The following is a 17,661-nucleotide window of genomic DNA, read 5'->3' on the forward strand; positions in this document are numbered from 1 at the left end:
CCTTCACCCCTGGCCGGACTTGCGCTTCGCCGTCAAACACCCAAGGTGGGAGCCGTATGCGGGAAAGCCGCCTGTACGGTTCTGTGCGGGGGGCGCTCAGAAATGAGCGTCCCTACCGCGATCGCTTCGCTCGCAATGACGGAATACAACCAACCCCCTCCCCATCGGAAAGAGGCCGCGCTATGCTGCTCTTACAGGCGCGGTCACAGCGTCACCGGGGAGAAACAAGAATGCTGACTGAATCCGAAATCCAATCGCATGCCGACCGGATCCGCGACGACGGATACACCGTGATCGAGCGCGCCGCCGGCCCCGATCTGGTCGAGGCGTTGAAACAGGCGCTGGAGCGAACCGAGCGCGAGCATCATCTCGGTCCCGCCAAGACCTCGTTCGAAGGCTTCAAGACGGTCCGCATCAACAATCTCCTGACCTATGACGACATCTTCTGGGAAGTGCCGCTGCATGAGAACGTGCTGCCGGTGGTCGAGCGCGTGCTGGACAAGGAATGTCTGCTGTCGTCGTTCTGTTCGCTGGTGCTCGGCCCCGGCCAGGAGGCGCAGCCGATCCATGAGGACACGCAGTTGATTCCATTGCCGCGTCCGCACATCCCGATCACGCTCAATGCGATCTGGGCGCTGTCGGATTTTCGAAACGACAACGGTGCGACCCGGATCATTCCGGGCAGCCACAAATATCCGTCATCGCCGGAATACGGCAGGGATTACGATGCCGTCACCGCGACCATGCCGGCCGGCAGCGTGATGCTGTTCGACAGCGCGCTCTGGCATGGCGGCGGCGCCAACTCGAGCGACGCCCGGCGTTTCGCCTTCTCCTGCGCCTATTGCTGGGGCTGGATGCGGCAGCAGGAAAACCTGCAGCTCGGCATTCCCCATGAGACGGCGCGGCGGTTTCCGCGGCGCCTGCAGGAGCTATGCGGCTACAGCGTCTACAAGGGACAGTTCGGACACATCGACAATCACGACCCGATCGAGTTGCTGGGCCGCGAGCGCGGCAAGCGCATGGTGTGGGAAGCCACCGACATCAGGAAAGCGCGGATGGGCGAGGCGGTGAAGGGGTAGCGACACGCCCTACTCCCTCACCCTCTCAGGATGAGGTCCTGCGAAATCTCAGATACGCCGCCCGTCGTCCCTCGCGCTCGGCCTTGCGGCCGTAACGCGTCATGGTGTAGCCGGGCCACGGCAAGCGCCAGTCGTCGGCGCGCTCTGCCAGCCAGGCAAAGTCGGGCGAGTGCTGCAGATGCGCCAGCGTCCAGGCGACGTAGCCGTCGATGTCGCAGACGAAGCGGAATTCGCCGTCGGGCTCGAGTACGCGCGCCATCGCGGCGACGGTGACATCCTGCACGAAGCGCCGCTTCCAGTGCCGCCGCTTCGGCCACGGATCGGGATGGATCAGGTCGATTCGCTCAAGCGACTGCGCCGGCGCCCAGGCTACCAGTTCGGCGGCATCGCCCGCGAACAGCCTGATATTGCCGATGTTGTTGGCCTCGATCTGCGCCAGGATTTTCGCCATGCCGTTGACGTAGGGCTCGCAGCCGATGAAGCCGGTATTGGGAAAGGCGAGCGCTTCGGCGATCAGATGCTCGCCGCCGCCGAACCCGATTTCGAGCCTGACATGGTCAACTGGCGTGTCGAACAGCTCGGCGAGGTTGGCGGGGCTGGGAGCGGTGATGTCGAGCGCGAGGCGCGGCAGCAGCTGCGCGATCAGGTCGGCCTGGTGCGAGCGCAGCTTGTGGCCCTTGCGCCGCCCGAAGAACGAGCCGTGCCGGTGCTCGGCCACGGCGTCGTCGGGCGATGTGGCGCGGTCGTCGGGATCGCGGGTTGCGATGCTCATCGCAGCGTCTGGTACAGCCGATACAACAGCCGTGCCCTCGGCTCGATCGACGAAATGTACATCTGCTCGTAATGGGTATGCGCGCCCTGGCCATCGACGCCGAGGCCGTCGAGCGTCGCGGTATGCGGCGCGGTGAAATTGCCGTCGGAGCCGCCGCCGGTGAAGGTGTCGATCAGATCGAAGCCGATTTCCGCGGCGAGTTCTTTGGCATGTTCGTAAAGGGCTGCACCGGCATTGCCCTTCTCGTAGGGCGGCCGGTTCAATTCGCCCGACACCTTGACGCTGACGCCCTCGGTTCGGGATTTCAGGTTCAGGATTCTGGCGACGAGATCGTCGGCATCCGCAATCGTCGGCACGCGAAGGTCGACTTCGGCATAGGCTTCTTCCGCGATGACGTTCGGCCTGCTGCCACCTCTGACCACGCCGACATTGACGCTGATGCCGCGCTTCAAATCGTTCATGGCTTCCAGGGTCAGGATGACATTGGCGAGTTCGCGGATCGCGCTGCGGCCGTCCTCGGGCCGCGTGCCGGCATGGGCCGGCATGCCCTTGATGGCGATATCGAACCGCGCGACGCCCTTGCGTCCGGTGACGATCTTGCCGCCGTCGCGGGCGGGCTCGGTCACCAGCACATACTTGGCCTTGCGCCCTTCGGCTTCGATCAGCGCGCGCGAAGTCGGGCTGCCGATCTCCTCATCGGAAACATAAAGCTGGGTCACGCCAAGCGGCGGACGTTCGCCGCTGGCGCAGAGCTGCCTGAACGCGTGATAGGCGAGGTAGGCGCCGCCCTTCATGTCGTAGATGCCGGGACCGAAGGCGACGTCGCCCTCCACCCTGAACGGCAGCCGCTCGATGAATCCGATGGGATGGACCGTATCGAGATGGCTCAGCACCAGGATACCCGGCTCATCCTGGCCCCATGACGAACGCACCACGAGATGATCGCCGCAGCCGGAATGTCCTGCGACCCGCTCGATCGCAACAGGCAATTCGCGATAGCCGTCCGCGACCATGGTCGCGAGCTTGTTGACCTGCTCGGGCGCTTCCGTCGGCGTCTCGATCTCGACCCAGCGGCGGATGCCGTCGAGAATGGCTCTGGAATCGAATGGATCGGGGGTGGTCGGCATGTTGAAGCCCAGTTTAGAGCGATTCCACTATCGCCATTCCGGCGCGCGCGCCAGCGCGAACCCGCGATACGCGGCGCCATCGGAGAATGTGCGGCGCGCATCGGGGAATGATGGCGGGCCTTCAGCGCTTGTCGGGCGCTTCCCGCGTCGCGATCTGCTCGACCAGCTCGACGATGCTGCGCCGAAGCTTGACATCGGCGATCCGCGTGAACGCCCGGGTCAATGCCAGGCCTTCCGAGGTCGCGAGGAAATCGGAAACGTAAGCCGGCGAGGTCCCTTCGCTGAAGCCGCCCGTGGCGGCGGTGCCACTGGGGCCTCCCTCGAACAGGAACGAGACCGGCACCTGAAGGATTTCTGAAATTTGCTGAATGCGGCTTGCCCCGACCCGATTGGTGCCCTTTTCGTACTTCTGCACCTGCTGGAATGTCAGGCCCAATGCTTCGCCGAGCTTTTCCTGGCTCATGCCAAGCATGATGCGGCGCATGCGCACTCGACTGCCGACATACCTGTCAACAGGGTTGGGCGCTTTAGTCGACATTTCCAACACTCCTTGGGATTACGCCTGCAGGATGAGGCAGTGAAGTTAGGCCTCAGGCGCCAGCATCGTCAAATCTTGCTCCCAAGCTTCGGCACGAATGCGGAAATATTGAGCAAAGAACTGCCTCGCTCTCGATGAGCGGGCGCAGAATGCGAATGGCTTGGTCGGTCTGTCAACTGGTGGATTTTGCGGGACAGGTTTTTCTGCCGGTAACCGAAACCAAGTATGAATCCGCACGTGTCTATCAGCGCTTGACGACACGACGACGAAGCACGATGAGCAGGCCGGCAGCGACCATGATCGCGGCGGGAATATCGCCAATACGTGTGTAAATCGTCGGCGCAATGGCGGCGGGCAGGCTGGCATCCAGCACGCCTTCGACGCCGAGACCGAGCCGTGCGATAATCCGCCCGACGGGATCAATGACTGCGGAGATTCCGGTGTTGGCTGCACGAACCACGGGCAGTCCCTGCTCGATCGCGCGAACGCGTGCCTGCTGCAGGTGCTGATAGGGCCCGGTTGAATTTCCGAACCAGCCATCATTGGTCAGGTTGATCATCCAGCCCGCACGGTCGCCGCGCGACGCAACGTCACCGGGAAAGATCGCTTCATAACAAATCAGCGGTAGCATGCGCGGCGCGCCGGGCAATTCCATCGGGCGACGGCGCGCGCCCGCGATGAATCCGCCCTGCACCTTGGTGAGTTGCACGAAGCCGAGCTTTTCCATCCAGTCCTGGAAAGGCAGATACTCGCCGAACGGCACCAGATGCACCTTGTCGTAGACCGACAGCACGCTGCCGTCATGATCGATGACATAAATTGAATTATAGGCGCGCGTGACCCGGACGTCGGGCGGCAGATCGGGCGCCCGCACCGAGCCGGTGATCAGGATGGTGCCCTTGGGCAACAGCTCGGCGATCTGCGCCATCGCATCGGCTTCGCGCGTCAGGAAAAACGGAAACGCCGATTCCGGCCAGATCAGGATGCTGGCGTCGCGCACGCCGGTGGATTGCGGCCCGGACGCGCGGTCGGACAGCGCAAGATATTTCTGCATCACGTCCGCCTTGGCGGCGTAGTTGAATTTGACGTCCTGCTGCAGGTTGGGCTGCATGATCCGCAGCTTGACCTTTGCGACCAGCGCGGTCGGCTGCAGCGCCAGGCGCACGCCGCCGAAAATCCCCATCGCGACCAGCAGCGCCAGCGCCATGACCGGCGCGATCCATGGTCTTCGCCCGCGGGTGCTGCCATCGATCAGGGTCGCGGGGCTGGCGAAGATCGCAACGCTCAGAAATGTCAGGCCCCACAAGCCGATCAGCGACGCCGTCTGCCCCAGCGCCAGCGGCTCGGTCAGCGCATAGCCGAACGCATTCCAGGGAAAGCCCGTGAGCACCTGCCCGCGCAGCCATTCGCTTACCGTCAGGCTGGACGCGAGCGCGATCACCCGTGTGCCTTCCCGGGTCCAGATCAGCCGCGCCAGCGCGAAACCGAATGCGGTGAACAGCGCGAGATAAGCCGGCAGGCCCAGCACGGCGAACGGCAACAGCCAGGCGAAGGTGGGGGCATCGACCAGGAACGCGTAGCCGATCCAGTACAGGCCCGGCACGAAATAGCCGAGGCCGAACCACCAGCCCGCCATCGCGGCCGCCGGCACGCCGCGCCAGCGTCCGGCGCCGGCGCCATCGATCAGCCAGACCATCACCGGAAAGGTCAGAAACAGCACCGGCCATGCATTGAACGGCGCCATCGCCAGCGCCGACAGCGCGCCTGCGACCAGCGCAATGGCGGCGCGCTTCCAGCCCCAAGCCAGGAGGATCGCCAGAATAGCGGCGCGGGGTTTGTCTGCTGCGATCACTGCGACCCGGCTCCGTCGCCGGATCGCGGGCTCGCATTGTCGTTGGCCTGCGGCTGGCCAGCCTCCGCCGCGGAGTCGCGGCGGCGGCTCTCGCGCGTCGGTCGCGCCACGGGGCGCTCCTTGCGGGTGGCGATGCGCAGCCGCTTGACGCGCCTGGGATCGGCGTCGAGCACTTCGATCTCGAAATTGCCGGGGCCGGAAATGACTTCGCCGCGTACCGGCAGGCGGCCGACATGGGTCACCAGATAGCCGCCGAGCGTTTCGACTTCCTCGCCGGCCTCGCCGGTGACGAACTCCTCGCCGATCATGGTGCGGACGTCGTCGAGGCTGGCACGCGCGTCGGCGATGAAGGAATTGTCCGCCTGCCGCACGATCGCCGGCGGCTCGTCGCTGTCATGCTCGTCGTCGATCTCGCCGACGATCTGCTCGACGATGTCCTCGATCGAGACCAGACCGTCGGTGCCGCCATATTCGTCCACCACCAGCGCCAGGTGAATGCGCGAGGCCTGCATCTGCGCCAGCAGATCGATCGCCCGCATCGACGGCGGCACGAACAACAATTTGCGGATGATGTTGGCGTCGGCGAGTGGCATCGCGAGGTTGACCGCGCGCAGGTCGAGCCCGGCCGGCAACGGCTTTTTCTTCTTGGCCTTGCTGGTATCGGGCACGCGCGCGCTTGATGTCATGAAGGCCAGGAGGTCGCGGATGTGAACGATGCCTTCGGGATCGTCGAGGGTTTCGTTGTAGACCACCAGGCGCGAATGCGCCGCACTTTCGAACAGGCTCATCAGTTCGCCGAGCGCAATGTCGCGCTTGACCGCGACGATGTCGGCGCGATGCACCATCACGTCCGCGATGCGGCGCTCGTGCAGGCCGAGGATATTGCGCAGCATGGTGCGCTCGATGGCGGAAAACCCGACCTCGTCGGGCGTCGAGGCGTCGAGCACGACCTGCAGATCGTCGCGGACCGATCCCGGCTTCCAGCCGAACAGGGTGCGGATCGCGCGGGTCAGCCAGTTCTCGGCGGCGGGACGCATCACCTCGCCTTCCTGCACCACCGCCGGCAGGTTGCGGATGTCGCGCGGATTGTCGTGGATCGGGTCGGAGTCCGGCATCTCAGTCCATCCGCTCCCGGCCGGCATCGGGATCCCGATCCGCATAGGGGTCGGGAATGCCGAGTTGCGCCAGGATCTGCCGCTCGAGGGCTTCCATGGCTTCGGCCTCGCCGTCTTTTTCGTGGTCGTAGCCGATCAGATGCAGGAAGCCATGGATCGCCAGATGGCTGAGGTGATGATCGAACGGCTTTTGTTCGTCGTCGGCTTCCTTGCGGGTGGTCTCAAAGGCGATGGCGATGTCGCCGAGCATGCGCGGCGCGTCGTCGGGTCCTGCGGGACCGGTCGGCTGCAGGGCCGGAAACGATAGCACGTTGGTCGGCTTGTCGATGCCGCGCCAATTGCCGTTCAGCGTGCGAATGCCGGCATCGTCGGTCAGCATGACTGCAAGCTCGGCGTCGCCGACATCCGCATCGACGCTCTCGGCCGCCGCCGCGATGGCGCGATGTACGACCGCTTCGGCGTCGGGTTCGGCCTGCCAGCAATCGGCGACGACGAGGACCTCGGAGATGGGAAGCGCAAGGGGCGGCATTGGTCCGGAATTTCCGTTGCGGCCGGGGCTCGTCCCCGGCGCGCGCTTGGCGTCAGATATGGGCATCAAGGCCTGCTGGTTACCGGCTTCTGCGGCAATCCTTCATAGGCGGCGACGATCCGCGCCACCAGTTCATGGCGGATCACGTCCTCGGCGGTGAATTTCACTTGGGCAATGCCTTCGACGCCATCGAGCAGTCGTGCGGCTTCCGCAAGTCCCGAAGTCTGGCCGTTCGGCAGATCGACCTGGGAGGGATCGCCGGTGATGATCATGCGGCTGTTCTCACCGAGCCGGGTCAGGAACATCTTCATCTGCATCGACGTGGTGTTCTGCGCCTCGTCCAGGATGATGACGGCGTTGGTCAGGGTACGGCCGCGCATGAAGGCGAGCGGCGCGATCTCGATTTCGCCGGCCTGCAGCGCGCGCTCGACGATCCGCGAATCCATCAAATCGTACAGCGCATCGTAGATCGGCCTCAAATACGGATCGACCTTCTCCCGGAGATCGCCGGGCAGGAAGCCAAGCCGCTCGCCGGCCTCGACCGCGGGGCGCGACAGGATGATACGGTCGACTTCCTTGCGTTCGAACAATTGCGCGGCATGCGCCACCGCGAGCCAGGTCTTGCCGGTGCCCGCCGGGCCGATGCCGAACACCATTTCGTGGCGTTTTAGCGCGCGGATATAGGAGTCTTGCGCGGCGGTGCGCGCCCGCACCGGACGCTTGCGCAGATTGATGGTCTCGAACGCCGTCTTGGCGGTCTTGGCGTCGAATTCGAACAGCGAGCCCTGGGCGATCACGGCGCGAATCGCCCCCTCGACGTCGCCCTGCGCCAGATCGTGGCCCTGCACCGCCTGCGCATACAGCGTCTCCAGAACGCGCCGCGCCGCATCGCAGCCGTCGCGCGAGCCGGCGATGGTGATGTGATTGCCGCGCGAATCGACCACGACGCCGAGCCGGCGCTCGATCAGCGCCAGGTTCTGCCCGTAGGGCCCGACCAAGCCGGAGGCCGCGCGATTGTCGTCGAAATCGATGACGACCTGCGTTTCGGGCGGGATTTGCATGTCGCGGTCAAATTTGCGGCTGGGAGCGAGTGCAGGCGAATCCGATGCGCTTTTTGGCAAGGGTTCAGGCTCCCGTGATCATGTGAGAGGAATCGGTCATTCGGGCAGATGCCGGCGGCGCAGGGACCGCGCCAGAGAGTTCGCCGAGCAGGCTGTAGCGCTCGAGGCTGGCGATGGTCACCGGCAGAATCTGTCCGATGATGTCGGGGGACGCCATCACATGCGCCGGCTGCAGGTAAGCGGTGCGGCCGACGATCTGGCCGGGGTTGCGCGCGGCGCGTTCGAACAGCACGTCGACGGTGCTGCCAATCGCAGCCAGATTGAAGGCCGCTTGCTGGCCGTCGATCAATTCCTGGAGCCGCACCAATCGCTCGTCCATTTCAGCCGCTGACACCGTCTCCCGCATGTCCGCCGCCGGCGTGCCCGGCCGCGGCGAATACTTGAACGAATAAGCGCCAGCGTATCCGATTTGCCGGACCAGCGCGAGGGTCGCGGCAAAATCTTCCTCGCTCTCGCCGGGGAAGCCCACGATAAAATCTGATGAAAAAGCAATATCTTGCCGGACCGCGCGGAATCGGTCGATGACGCGGCGGTAATCGTCGGCGCTGTGCTTGCGGTTCATCGCCGCCAGGATCCGGTCGGAACCCGACTGCACCGGCAGGTGCACGAACGGCATCAGAGCCGGCAAGTCGCGGTGCGCCGCAATCAGCGTGTCGTCGACGTCGCGGGGATGGCTGGTCGAATAGCGCAGGCGCGCGATCCCCGGGATATCGGCGAGGCGATGCAGCAGCGCGCCGAGCGACCAGGTTCGCCCCTCGGGCCCTTCGCCGTGATAGGCATTGACGTTCTGGCCGATCAGGGTGATTTCGCGCACGCCGTTGTCGGCCAGCCGCAGCACGTCGTCGACGATTTTCGCGACCGGGCGCGATACCTCGGCGCCGCGGGTATAGGGCACCACGCAGAACGTACAAAATTTGTCGCAGCCTTCCTGCACCGTGACGAAGGACGAGACGCCGCGCGCGCGGATCGCAGCGGGCTTCGGGGCTGCGAGGAAGCCGAATTTGTCCTCGACCGGAAATTCGGTCTCCACCGCGCGGCCGTGGCTCTTCGCCCGCGCCAACAGCTGCGGCAGATGATGATAGCTTTGCGGGCCGACCACGACATCGACCGCGGGCGCGCGGCGGATGATCTCGGCGCCTTCCGCCTGCGCGACGCAGCCGGCCACCGCGATACTCATCTGGCGGCCGGCTCTGGCGGCCTCGTCCTTGGCGACGCGCAGCCGTCCGAGTTCGGAGTAAACCTTCTCCGACGCCTTTTCGCGGATGTGACACGTGTTCAGAATCACGAGGTCCGCGTCATCCACGCTGGATGTCTCGACAAAGCCTTCGGGCGCCAGCGTGTCCACCATGCGTTGTGCATCGTAGACATTCATCTGACAGCCGTATGACTTGATATGCAGCTTGCGCGGCGGGCTCATGGAACCTGAATGCTGTGCTGAGGTGGCGCCATTGCGGCGCAAGAACCTTCGAGGCTCAATTATAGGCTAAAGCGCTGAAAATCCAGCGACAAAGCCCGGTTTTTGACCGATTCGCGCAATCAAGTCGGGTAATTGCCGCATATCGGCGAAAACAGCGACGGCCCCGGCGGCGCGCAGCCGGTCGCCGTGACCGGGGCGGCAATGGCTGCCGCCGTAAAAGCCGAGCACGGGCATCCCGGCCGCGACCGCGGCGGCGATGCCGGCGAGGCTGTCCTCGATCACCAGGCAGCGCGCCGGCGCCGCCTGCATCTGCGCGGCGGCAAACAGGAACAGATCGGGTGCCGGCTTGCCGTTTCGCACCTGCACGGCGGAAAAAATGTGCGGCGCGAACCGATCCCACAACCCGACGCGATTGAGACTGGCGCTGATCTTCTCTGGCGGCCCGCTCGATGCAACGCAGACGGGCAGCGCAATTGCCGCCAGTGCCTCGTCGACATGCGGTGTGGCTTGGAGCGAAACCGCAAACAACCGGAAAATCTCGGCATAGACCTGGGCGTGGAAGTCATCCGGCAGGCTGCGGCCCATCTCGGCTTCGACTTCGAGACTGGCCTGGCGCATCGAGCGGCCGAGAAAACGATCGAACACCTGATCGGCCGTGATCTTGTAGCCATGGCGCGTCAGGGTTTCGGCATGCGCGGCGCAGGAGATCACTTCGCTGTCGACCAGCACGCCGTCGCAGTCGAAAATGACGAGATCGAAAGGATCTTTGTCTCGACGCGTTTTCTTCACGCAATCAGGATTTGTCGTCGTCCAGCGGGACGCAATACAGTTCCAGCCGATGATCGACCAGCTTGTAGCCGAGCTTGCGGGCGATTTCGGCCTGCAGCTTCTCGATTTCCTCGTTGGTGAACTCGATCACCTTGCCGTCGCGCAGATTGATAAGGTGGTCGTGATGGCTGTCGCGCATCTGCTCGTAGCGGGCGCGGCCCTCGCGGAAATCGTGCCGCTCGATGATGCCGGCGTCCTCGAACAGTTTTACCGTGCGATACACCGTCGAGATCGAGATCTTGTCGTCGACCGCGACGCAGCGGCGATACAGTTCCTCGACGTCGGGATGATCCACCGCTTCCGCCAGCACGCGGGCGATGACGCGGCGTTGTTCGGTCATGCGCATGCCGGTGGCGGCGCAACGCGATTCGATACCGGTGGCCTTGGGCATGGGCGTGGATTTCAATGCAGTCATGTCTAGTCCGCCTTCGGCAACGCACGACCCGCGATAAGATCATGCGCCCCTTGCAAGGGCCTTTCTGCCACTCCGGGCGCGCTACGACAAGTCGCGACGCATCAGAAGTGCGTTCAATTGTTCCCCGTTGGCCTCCCGGTAATACCGTTCGCGGCGTCCGACGACGGTAAAACCGGCCCGTTCATAGAGCCGGCGCGCCGGCTGATTATTTTCCTCGACCTCGAGGAATATGGTGCGCACGCCACGGCCCGCAAGATGGCCGAGATGTGTCAGCAGCAGGTTGTGCGACAGGCCACGGCCGCGCTGATCGGCGGCAACCGCGATCGACAGGATCTCGGCCTCGTCGGCGGCCAGCCGCGACACCGCGAAGCCGATGATCTTTCGACCCTGCCTCAGGCGATGAACCAGCGTATTGCGCTCGCTCAACATGGTCTCGAATTCGGCTTCGCCCCAGCCGCGGTGAAACGATGCGCCGTGCAGTTGCGCCAGCCGGGCGGCGTCGCGCGGGGTCGCGGGCTCGACCACCGCCGCGCCGCCGCGCCGCCATCCGTCGAACCAGGAACGTATTCGACTCATCATGATGAGGACGGCTGCGCGGCTCTCTGCAGCGCGTCCTGTGAAGGCTTGGCGTCGGGAGCGCGCAGGTAATACGGCCGCGCCGGTGCGGCATCCGGACTGACCGCGGCCCCGAGCCACGCCACCCAGGCGATGTCGGGCGCCGGTTGCGGATCGACCTTGAACGGAGCCGCCGCATCGGCCGGCCAGCGCTGGCTGAGAATCAGGGCGGCGTTGCCGACCAGATGCGGCGCGCCGAATCGCGCGGCTTCCAGCGCTTCCTCGACCGGCGCGACGCGCGGCCGGACCAGCGAACTGCCGTCGCCGCTCACCACCTGAAAATACACATGGTCATGCCGCGCATCGATCGCCGAGATCACCGGCTGCGCGGCGTTCTGGGCGACGACGGGCGCGGCATAGGCCGTCAGCGTGGTCAGCCCGACCACCGGTCTGTTGGCGGCAAGGCCGATGCCGCGCGCCGCGGAGAGCCCGACCCGCAGTCCGGTAAAGCTGCCGGGGCCGGTGGTCACCGCGATGCGGTCGAGCGCAACGAAAGCAATGCCGGATGCCTTCGTCACGCGCGCGATCAGCGGCATCAGCGCCTCGGCATGGCCGCGCTTCATCGGCTGCGACTCCTGCGCGATCAGCCTGCCGGCGTCGGTATCCAGCACGCCGGCGGCGCAGGCGTCCAATGCGGTATCGATGGCGAGGATCAGCATGTGGGGATTGGTAGCATATTTGCGACGAAAGGCGCGCGGTTCTCGCCGTCCTGGCCGGGCCTGTCCCGGCCATCCACGTCTTTTCCGTGCCCAAAAACGTTGATGCCCGGGACAAGCCCGGGCATCACGCAAAAAGTACCGAGATTTTCGTCGATGAACCTAGATCGGCCGGACTTCGACCACGTCGGGCACGAAATGCTTCAGCAGGTTCTGGATGCCGTGCTGCAGGGTCGCGGTGGAGGACGGGCAGCCGGCGCAGGCGCCCTTCATGTTGAGATAGACGATACCGTCCTTGAAGCCGCGGAAGGTGATGTCGCCGCCATCATTGGCGACCGCGGGGCGCACCCTGGTTTCGATCAGGTCCTTGATGGTCGCGACCGTCTCGGCGTCGGCCTCGTTGAAGAACTCGTCTTCCTCGTCGGCGGCCTCGTCGCTGGCGGCAATGCCGTCGGCCAAAAGCGGCGCGCCGGACATGTAGTGTTCCATGATGGCGCCGAGGATCGACGGCTTGAGGTGCTGCCAGTCGCTGGCGTCCTTGGTCACGGTGACGAAGTCGGAACCGTAAAACACGCTGGTGACGCCGGGCACTTCGAACAGCCGTGTCGCCAGCGGCGAGCGCGCCGCGGCTTCGCGATTGGCGAATTCCATGGTGCCGCCGTCGAGCACGGTTCGGCCGGGAATGAATTTCAGGGTGGCGGGATTGGGCGTGGCTTCGGTCTGGATGAACATGGCTTTCTCCTGCGACACCGGTTCAAGGCCGGCGCGTGGCTGACCCTTTAGCAGATGGCGACGGCGGATGCACGATCAAGGGCGGGAACCTGCCATGCAGCCCATCCTTCGAGACGCATCGCCGTTGGCGATGCTCCTCCAGCGACAACGGCGATGCCGTTGCGCGGGGATGAGGTTTAACCTGTTGAAACACCACAACCTCATGCTGAGGAGCGAGCGGCGCGAGCGTCTCGAAGCATGGGCAGCAAGCGACTCGCCGTCAGACCTACGACAGCCCGTCGATATCCGCGTCGCTGAGATCGCCGGGCACGATAATGACGGGTATCGGGAACGAGCCGACCGTCTTGGCCATGGTGGTGATGATCGGGCCGGGGCCCTCCGCACCGGGGTTGGCGGCCAGCACCAGCATCGCGATATCGACGTCCTTGTCGATCACGTCGAGGATCTGGCCGGTGGCGTCGCCTTCCCGGATCACGCGTTCGGGCGTGATCGCGGCGATGCCGTTGGCGCGGCCGGCGGCGCGATCGAGCGCGGCGCTGGCGTTCTCCTCGGCCTCGGCGCGCATGATGTCGGCGACCCCGAGCCATTGCTGGTTCTGGTCCTCGATCTCGATGACGCGCAGCATCACCACGCCGCCGCCGACGCGGATCGCCCAGCGGCTGGCATAGTAGACCGCGCGGTCCCATTCCGCGGTGTCGTCAACGATGACAAGGCATTTCGGCTTGTGACCGGTCTCGTAGCTTCGTCGCTGGGTGGTCATGCATGTCCCGATGCTGCGCCAAACCGACGCATGCTGCCACGGCGCGGCCATGCTCCACAAGCGGCAGCGTGAAAGCTGCGCGCTCGGCCAATTGTGGCGAAGGCGTGGAACCCTAGCGTTTGCTGACGAAGCCGACGATGTCCCGGGTCGCCCGCATGGTTTCGGCGGCGATCACCCGGGCGCGCGCGGCGCCGTCGACCAGCACCTGGTCGATGGTGCCGGGGTCCGCCATCAGCCGCTTCATCTCGGTGGCGATCGGCGACAGTTTTGTCACGCACAGCTCGACCAGCGAATTCTTGAAGGCCGAAAATTGTGCGCCGCCGAATTCGCCGAGCAAGTCGGCTTTGGTTCGGCCCGACAGCGCGGCATAGATCCCGACCAGATTGTCGGCCTCGGGACGGGTTTCGAGACCCTTTTCCTCCGACGGCAACGGCTCGGGATCGGTTTTCGCCTTGCGGATTTTCTGCGCAATGGTGTCGGCGTCGTCGGTGAGGTTGATCCGCGAATTGTCCGACGCATCCGACTTCGACATTTTCTTGGTGCCGTCGCGCAACGACATCACCCGCGTCGCGGGGCCGGTGATCAGCGGCTCCGGCTGCGGAAAGAACAAGCCGTCATTGAAGCCATGGCTGCGGATCGACTCGGAAAAGTCATTGTTGAATTTCTGCGCGATGTCGCGCGACAGCTCGAGGTGCTGCTTCTGGTCCTCGCCCACAGGCACATGGGTAGCGCGATACACCAGAATGTCGGCCGCCATCAGCACCGGATAATCGTAGAGTCCGACGGAGGCGGCCTCGCGATCCTTGCCGGCCTTGTCCTTGAACTGGGTCATGCGGTTGAGCCAGCCGATCCGCGCCACGCAATTGAAGATCCACGCCAGTTCCGCGTGTTCGAGCACCTGACTCTGGTTGAACACGATATGTTTTTTCGGATCGATGCCCGAGGCGATGAAGGCCGCGGTTACTTCGCGGGTATTGCGCGCCAGCTCGGCCGGGCCGCCCCATACCTCCACCGGCTGCGTGATGGCGTGCATGTCGACGACGCAATAGAGACAATTATGCGTCTCCTGCAGTTTGACGAAATTGACGATCGCGCCGAGGTAATTGCCGAGATGCAGATTGCCCGTCGGCTGGACGCCCGAAAATACCCGTTCAACCATCGCCATAGTCAGCTTCCCTGTTTCGGGCCGTCCCATGCCACGCGGGGCCTAGCTGCGCAAGCCGGAAGCCCTGGTTTGGCGAATCGCGGTCACCGCTTCGGCCCAGCTGGTAACGCCGAACCAGGCCAGAAGCCCGCCGTAAATCACCATTCCGCCTGCGATCAGCACTCCCAGCAGCGCGGCCTGCACGAGGCCGTGTACGGTCGCCGCTGTGGGCAGGACGAACGCCACCGCCAGCCACAGCAGCCCGCCCATGACGAGCGCCGCCGCCACGATGCGCGGCAGCCGCCGGCGCGCCGCCGCATCGATCGAGAAGCCGAATGTCGCGGCCCCGCGCCGGATCAGGCTGAGCGCGCTGCTCCAGGCCCCGCACGAAATCGCGGCGGCGATCCCGCTGGCGCCGTACATATGACCAAGCACCGCGGCGAGCACGATCGCGACCGCAAATCCGTATCCCGTTGCCTTGAGCGGTGTGCGCGTATCCTCGCGCGCGAAAAAGGCCGGCGACAGCGCCTTGACCAGCACATGGGCAGGCAGGCCGAGCGCCAGCCACATCATCGCCTGCGCGGTCGCCGCGGTATCGGCCGCGCTGAAGGCGCCGTGCTGGAACAGCAGGCGCACGATCGGTTCGCTGAGCGCGATCAATCCCAGCGTCGCCGGCAAAGCCAGCCCAACGCTGAGTTCGAGTCCGCGCGATTCGGCATGCGCGACGGCGCCGGAATCGTTTGCGCGCACGCCGCGCGTCAGCTCGGGCACCAGCACCGCGCCGATGGCGACGCCGACCAGGCCGAGCGGCAATTCGATCAGACGATTGGCAAAATACAGCCACGACACCGCCGAGGGCGATGACGAGGCGATGACGGCGCCGCCTAGGATCAGCAATTGCGGCCCCGCGCCGCCGATCATGCCGGGAACCGCCTTGCCGAGAAAGCCGCGCATCTGCGAATCGAAGCTGATGCGCGGCGGCGTTGCGATTCCGCCGCCATGCGACACCAGGATCAGCAATTGCAGCAGCCCGGCCAGGCCGACGGTGGCGGCGACGGCAAGTGCTGCGAAGCCGGCATCCTGTCGCCACACCAGCAGCGCCGCCATCACAGCGATCAGCGCGATGTTGAACAGCAGCGGCGAGAATGCGGTCAGCGCAAAACGTCCCTGCGCATTCAACAGCGCCATCATCACCGTGACGGGGCCGGCGAAGGCGAGATAAGGCAGCATCAAACGCGCATCGTCGACCGCCAGTTGCAGCGTTGCCGTCGCGGCAAAGCCCGGCGCCAGCGCGGATATCACCAGCGGCATCAACAGGCCGATCAAGGCCGCCGCCGCCACCAGTGCGGCGCTGACGGTGCCGAGCACGCTGCCGGCGAAGGCGGCGGCCGCCGCCGTGCCCCCGGTCTCGCGTACCCGCAGCCAGGCCGGCACCAGCGACGCGTTCAGCGCCCCCTCGGTGAGCAGCCGCCTGATCACATTGACCCCCTGAAACGCCACCAGGAACGCGTCGGCGACGGCGCCTGTGCCGAGCAGCGCCGCCAGCATCGCATCGCGCGCGAAGCCGAGCAGCCGCGAGGCCAGCGTTCCCGAGGAGACGGTGAGAAAGGAGCGGATCATTGGAGGTCCTATAGCAGCCGCCCAGCTTGCTGGCAGGGGGCCGATCTGGTAGGCCGCAACCTTTCGCACAATGCCGTAAACAGGACGGGTAAATGGCTAACGCAAAATACGACGTTCTCGGGATCGGCAATGCGATTTTCGACGTGCTGGTGCAGACCGATGAGGGCTTCCTCGCCCGCCACGGCATGACCAAGGGCGGCATGGCGCTGATCGACGAGGCCCGCGCGCTGTCGATCTACGCCGACATGGGCCCGGCTACCGAAATGTCGGGCGGCTCGGCCGCCAACACCATCGTGGGCGTCGCCAATCTCGGCGCCCGCGCCGCCTATGTCGGCAAGGTCCGCGACGACCAGATCGGCCGGCTCTATACCCACGACATCCGCGCCGCCGGGGTCGCGTTCGAGACCAAGGCCGCGGCCGACGGCCCCGCCACCGGCTGCTCCTACATCCTGGTGACGCCGGACGGCGAGCGCACCATGAACACGTATCTCGGCGCCGCGCAGGAGCTGACATCCGCCGACATCGACGAGGCCCAGGTCGCGGCCTCCGGCATCATCTATCTCGAAGGTTATCTCTGGGATCCCAAGAGCGCCAAGGAAGCGTTCGTGAAGGCCGCCACCATCGCCCATGGCGCCGGGCGCCAGGTGGCGCTGACGTTGTCGGATTCATTCTGCGTCGATCGCTACCGCGACGAATTTCTCGACCTGATGCGCAAGGGCACCGTCGATCTCATTTTCGCTAACGAAGCCGAACTGCATTCGCTGTACCAGACGTCCGACTTCGACACGGCATTGAAACAGCTGCGTGAGGATACCAAACTCGGCGTCGTCACCCGCAGCGAGAAGGGCTGCGTCGTGGCGTCGAAAGACGGTGTCGTCGCGGTGCCGGCCTTCCCCATTGAAAAGATGGTGGACACCACCGGCGCCGGCGACCTGTTCGCCGCCGGCTTCCTGTTCGGCCTGGTGCGCAACGCCGGCCATGAGGCCGCCGGCCGCCTCGGCGCGCTGGCCGCCGCGGAAGTGATCCAGCACATCGGGGCGCGACCGCAGGCCTCGCTGAAGGAACTGGCGCAGCAGAACGGGCTACCGGTGTAAGGGGGCGGACGTAGCTAGATGTAGCACTCCACGCGCGGGGCGACCCACAACCCTTTCTGTGTATGGGGTTGTTTTCGACTTTTTTGGTCAGGCCCCTCGGGCCGGCGCTGCCCCCGAGAACGCGGCCCCCCGCCATCAACATCATTGCGAGGAGCGCTTGCGACGAAGCAATCCATTCTTCCTTGGCGTCGCGCGATGGATTGCCTCGCGGAGCCTGTCATCGGGCGGCGCTTCGCGCCGACCCGTT

Annotated in this window: 18 protein-coding genes; 2 read left to right on the forward strand and 16 right to left on the reverse strand. The window is 65.2% G+C overall.

Going from position 1 to position 17,661, the window contains the following annotated elements:
- The first annotated feature begins 230 nt into the window (after positions 1 to 230).
- Positions 231 to 1,079, forward strand: a complete 849-nt coding sequence (locus tag Q7U29_RS15550) for a phytanoyl-CoA dioxygenase family protein (protein ID WP_304742916.1) — start codon at positions 231 to 233, stop codon at positions 1,077 to 1,079.
- Positions 1,080 to 1,104: 25 nt separating this feature from the next.
- Here Q7U29_RS15550 and Q7U29_RS15555 read toward each other — a convergent pair whose 3' ends face one another.
- The 16 genes from Q7U29_RS15555 to murJ form a co-directional block, all read right to left on the reverse strand.
- Complete coding sequence (locus tag Q7U29_RS15555) at positions 1,105 to 1,851, reverse strand: tRNA (guanine(46)-N(7))-methyltransferase TrmB (RefSeq protein ID WP_304742917.1); 747 nt, start codon at positions 1,849 to 1,851, stop codon at positions 1,105 to 1,107.
- Entirely contained in the window at positions 1,848 to 2,978 is a 1,131-nt protein-coding gene (locus tag Q7U29_RS15560; protein WP_304742919.1) for a M20 family metallopeptidase, read from the reverse strand. Before Q7U29_RS15560 ends, Q7U29_RS15555 begins: the two co-directional genes overlap by 4 nt.
- A gap of 121 nt (positions 2,979 to 3,099) precedes the next feature.
- A complete protein-coding gene (locus tag Q7U29_RS15565; RefSeq protein WP_304743072.1) occupies positions 3,100 to 3,516 on the reverse strand; it encodes a helix-turn-helix domain-containing protein in 417 nt (138 codons plus the stop codon).
- 244 nt (positions 3,517 to 3,760) lie between these two features.
- On the reverse strand, positions 3,761 to 5,368 hold the full coding sequence (lnt, locus tag Q7U29_RS15570; protein ID WP_304742920.1) for an apolipoprotein N-acyltransferase: 1,608 nt from the start codon (positions 5,366 to 5,368) through the stop codon (positions 3,761 to 3,763).
- The gene (locus Q7U29_RS15575) at positions 5,365 to 6,483 is read right to left on the reverse strand and encodes a hemolysin family protein (protein ID WP_304742922.1); all 1,119 of its coding nucleotides are present in this window, start codon (positions 6,481 to 6,483) and stop codon (positions 5,365 to 5,367) included. The genes lnt and Q7U29_RS15575 overlap by 4 nt, the downstream gene beginning before the upstream one ends.
- 1 nt (position 6,484) lies before the next feature.
- Positions 6,485 to 7,012 (reverse strand): rRNA maturation RNase YbeY, encoded by a 528-nt coding sequence (ybeY, locus tag Q7U29_RS15580; RefSeq protein WP_304742924.1) that lies wholly within the window; start codon positions 7,010 to 7,012, stop codon positions 6,485 to 6,487.
- Between the two features lie 65 nt (positions 7,013 to 7,077).
- Positions 7,078 to 8,133 (reverse strand): PhoH family protein, encoded by a 1,056-nt coding sequence (locus Q7U29_RS15585; RefSeq protein ID WP_304742926.1) that lies wholly within the window; start codon positions 8,131 to 8,133, stop codon positions 7,078 to 7,080.
- A gap of 4 nt (positions 8,134 to 8,137) precedes the next feature.
- Positions 8,138 to 9,550, reverse strand: a complete 1,413-nt coding sequence (gene miaB / locus Q7U29_RS15590) for a tRNA (N6-isopentenyl adenosine(37)-C2)-methylthiotransferase MiaB (protein WP_304742928.1) — start codon at positions 9,548 to 9,550, stop codon at positions 8,138 to 8,140.
- Between the two features lie 66 nt (positions 9,551 to 9,616).
- On the reverse strand, positions 9,617 to 10,339 hold the full coding sequence (locus tag Q7U29_RS15595) for an HAD-IA family hydrolase (RefSeq protein ID WP_304742929.1): 723 nt from the start codon (positions 10,337 to 10,339) through the stop codon (positions 9,617 to 9,619).
- A gap of 4 nt (positions 10,340 to 10,343) precedes the next feature.
- A complete protein-coding gene (locus tag Q7U29_RS15600) occupies positions 10,344 to 10,793 on the reverse strand; it encodes a Fur family transcriptional regulator (RefSeq protein ID WP_304742931.1) in 450 nt (149 codons plus the stop codon).
- Positions 10,794 to 10,874: 81 nt separating this feature from the next.
- The gene (rimI, locus tag Q7U29_RS15605) at positions 10,875 to 11,372 is read right to left on the reverse strand and encodes a ribosomal protein S18-alanine N-acetyltransferase (RefSeq protein WP_370691766.1); all 498 of its coding nucleotides are present in this window, start codon (positions 11,370 to 11,372) and stop codon (positions 10,875 to 10,877) included.
- The gene (gene tsaB, locus Q7U29_RS15610; protein ID WP_304742933.1) at positions 11,369 to 12,067 is read right to left on the reverse strand and encodes a tRNA (adenosine(37)-N6)-threonylcarbamoyltransferase complex dimerization subunit type 1 TsaB; all 699 of its coding nucleotides are present in this window, start codon (positions 12,065 to 12,067) and stop codon (positions 11,369 to 11,371) included. Before tsaB ends, rimI begins: the two co-directional genes overlap by 4 nt.
- 159 nt (positions 12,068 to 12,226) lie before the next feature.
- Positions 12,227 to 12,796 carry a NifU family protein gene (locus Q7U29_RS15615; protein WP_304742935.1) on the reverse strand — a complete coding sequence of 190 codons (570 nt, stop codon included), beginning with the start codon at positions 12,794 to 12,796 and terminating at the stop codon, positions 12,227 to 12,229.
- Between the two features lie 265 nt (positions 12,797 to 13,061).
- Positions 13,062 to 13,556 carry a universal stress protein gene (locus Q7U29_RS15620; protein WP_304742937.1) on the reverse strand — a complete coding sequence of 165 codons (495 nt, stop codon included), beginning with the start codon at positions 13,554 to 13,556 and terminating at the stop codon, positions 13,062 to 13,064.
- Between the two features lie 112 nt (positions 13,557 to 13,668).
- The gene (gene trpS / locus Q7U29_RS15625) at positions 13,669 to 14,721 is read right to left on the reverse strand and encodes a tryptophan--tRNA ligase (RefSeq protein ID WP_304742939.1); all 1,053 of its coding nucleotides are present in this window, start codon (positions 14,719 to 14,721) and stop codon (positions 13,669 to 13,671) included.
- A gap of 42 nt (positions 14,722 to 14,763) precedes the next feature.
- A complete protein-coding gene (murJ, locus tag Q7U29_RS15630) occupies positions 14,764 to 16,320 on the reverse strand; it encodes a murein biosynthesis integral membrane protein MurJ (RefSeq protein WP_304742941.1) in 1,557 nt (518 codons plus the stop codon).
- A 92-nt stretch (positions 16,321 to 16,412) separates the two neighbouring features.
- On the opposite strand from murJ, the gene Q7U29_RS15635 reads away from it, so the two are divergent.
- Complete coding sequence (locus tag Q7U29_RS15635) at positions 16,413 to 17,414, forward strand: adenosine kinase (RefSeq protein ID WP_304742943.1); 1,002 nt, start codon at positions 16,413 to 16,415, stop codon at positions 17,412 to 17,414.
- The last annotated feature ends 247 nt before the right edge of the window (positions 17,415 to 17,661 follow it).

Origin of the sequence: Bradyrhizobium sp. (assembly GCF_030654605.1) — a bacterium.
GTDB lineage: Bacteria > Pseudomonadota > Alphaproteobacteria > Rhizobiales > Xanthobacteraceae > Bradyrhizobium.

Bases quoted from the DNA above. Each gene is read 5' to 3' on its own strand.
- Q7U29_RS15550 (WP_304742916.1), top strand. From the start codon at position 231: ATGCTGACTGAATCCGAAATCCAATCGCATGCCGACCGGATCCGCGAC.
- miaB (WP_304742928.1), bottom strand. From the start codon at position 9,550: ATGAGCCCGCCGCGCAAGCTGCATATCAAGTCATACGGCTGTCAGATG.
- Q7U29_RS15555 (WP_304742917.1), bottom strand. From the start codon at position 1,851: ATGAGCATCGCAACCCGCGATCCCGACGACCGCGCCACATCGCCCGAC.
- Q7U29_RS15620 (WP_304742937.1), bottom strand. From the start codon at position 13,556: ATGACCACCCAGCGACGAAGCTACGAGACCGGTCACAAGCCGAAATGC.
- rimI (WP_370691766.1), bottom strand. From the start codon at position 11,372: ATGATGAGTCGAATACGTTCCTGGTTCGACGGATGGCGGCGCGGCGGC.
- Q7U29_RS15635 (WP_304742943.1), top strand. From the start codon at position 16,413: ATGGCTAACGCAAAATACGACGTTCTCGGGATCGGCAATGCGATTTTC.
- ybeY (WP_304742924.1), bottom strand. From the start codon at position 7,012: ATGCCGCCCCTTGCGCTTCCCATCTCCGAGGTCCTCGTCGTCGCCGAT.
- murJ (WP_304742941.1), bottom strand. From the start codon at position 16,320: ATGATCCGCTCCTTTCTCACCGTCTCCTCGGGAACGCTGGCCTCGCGG.
- Q7U29_RS15560 (WP_304742919.1), bottom strand. From the start codon at position 2,978: ATGCCGACCACCCCCGATCCATTCGATTCCAGAGCCATTCTCGACGGC.
- trpS (WP_304742939.1), bottom strand. From the start codon at position 14,721: ATGGCGATGGTTGAACGGGTATTTTCGGGCGTCCAGCCGACGGGCAAT.
- Q7U29_RS15600 (WP_304742931.1), bottom strand. From the start codon at position 10,793: ATGACTGCATTGAAATCCACGCCCATGCCCAAGGCCACCGGTATCGAA.
- Q7U29_RS15565 (WP_304743072.1), bottom strand. From the start codon at position 3,516: ATGTCGACTAAAGCGCCCAACCCTGTTGACAGGTATGTCGGCAGTCGA.
- Q7U29_RS15615 (WP_304742935.1), bottom strand. From the start codon at position 12,796: ATGTTCATCCAGACCGAAGCCACGCCCAATCCCGCCACCCTGAAATTC.
- Q7U29_RS15575 (WP_304742922.1), bottom strand. From the start codon at position 6,483: ATGCCGGACTCCGACCCGATCCACGACAATCCGCGCGACATCCGCAAC.
- tsaB (WP_304742933.1), bottom strand. From the start codon at position 12,067: ATGCTGATCCTCGCCATCGATACCGCATTGGACGCCTGCGCCGCCGGC.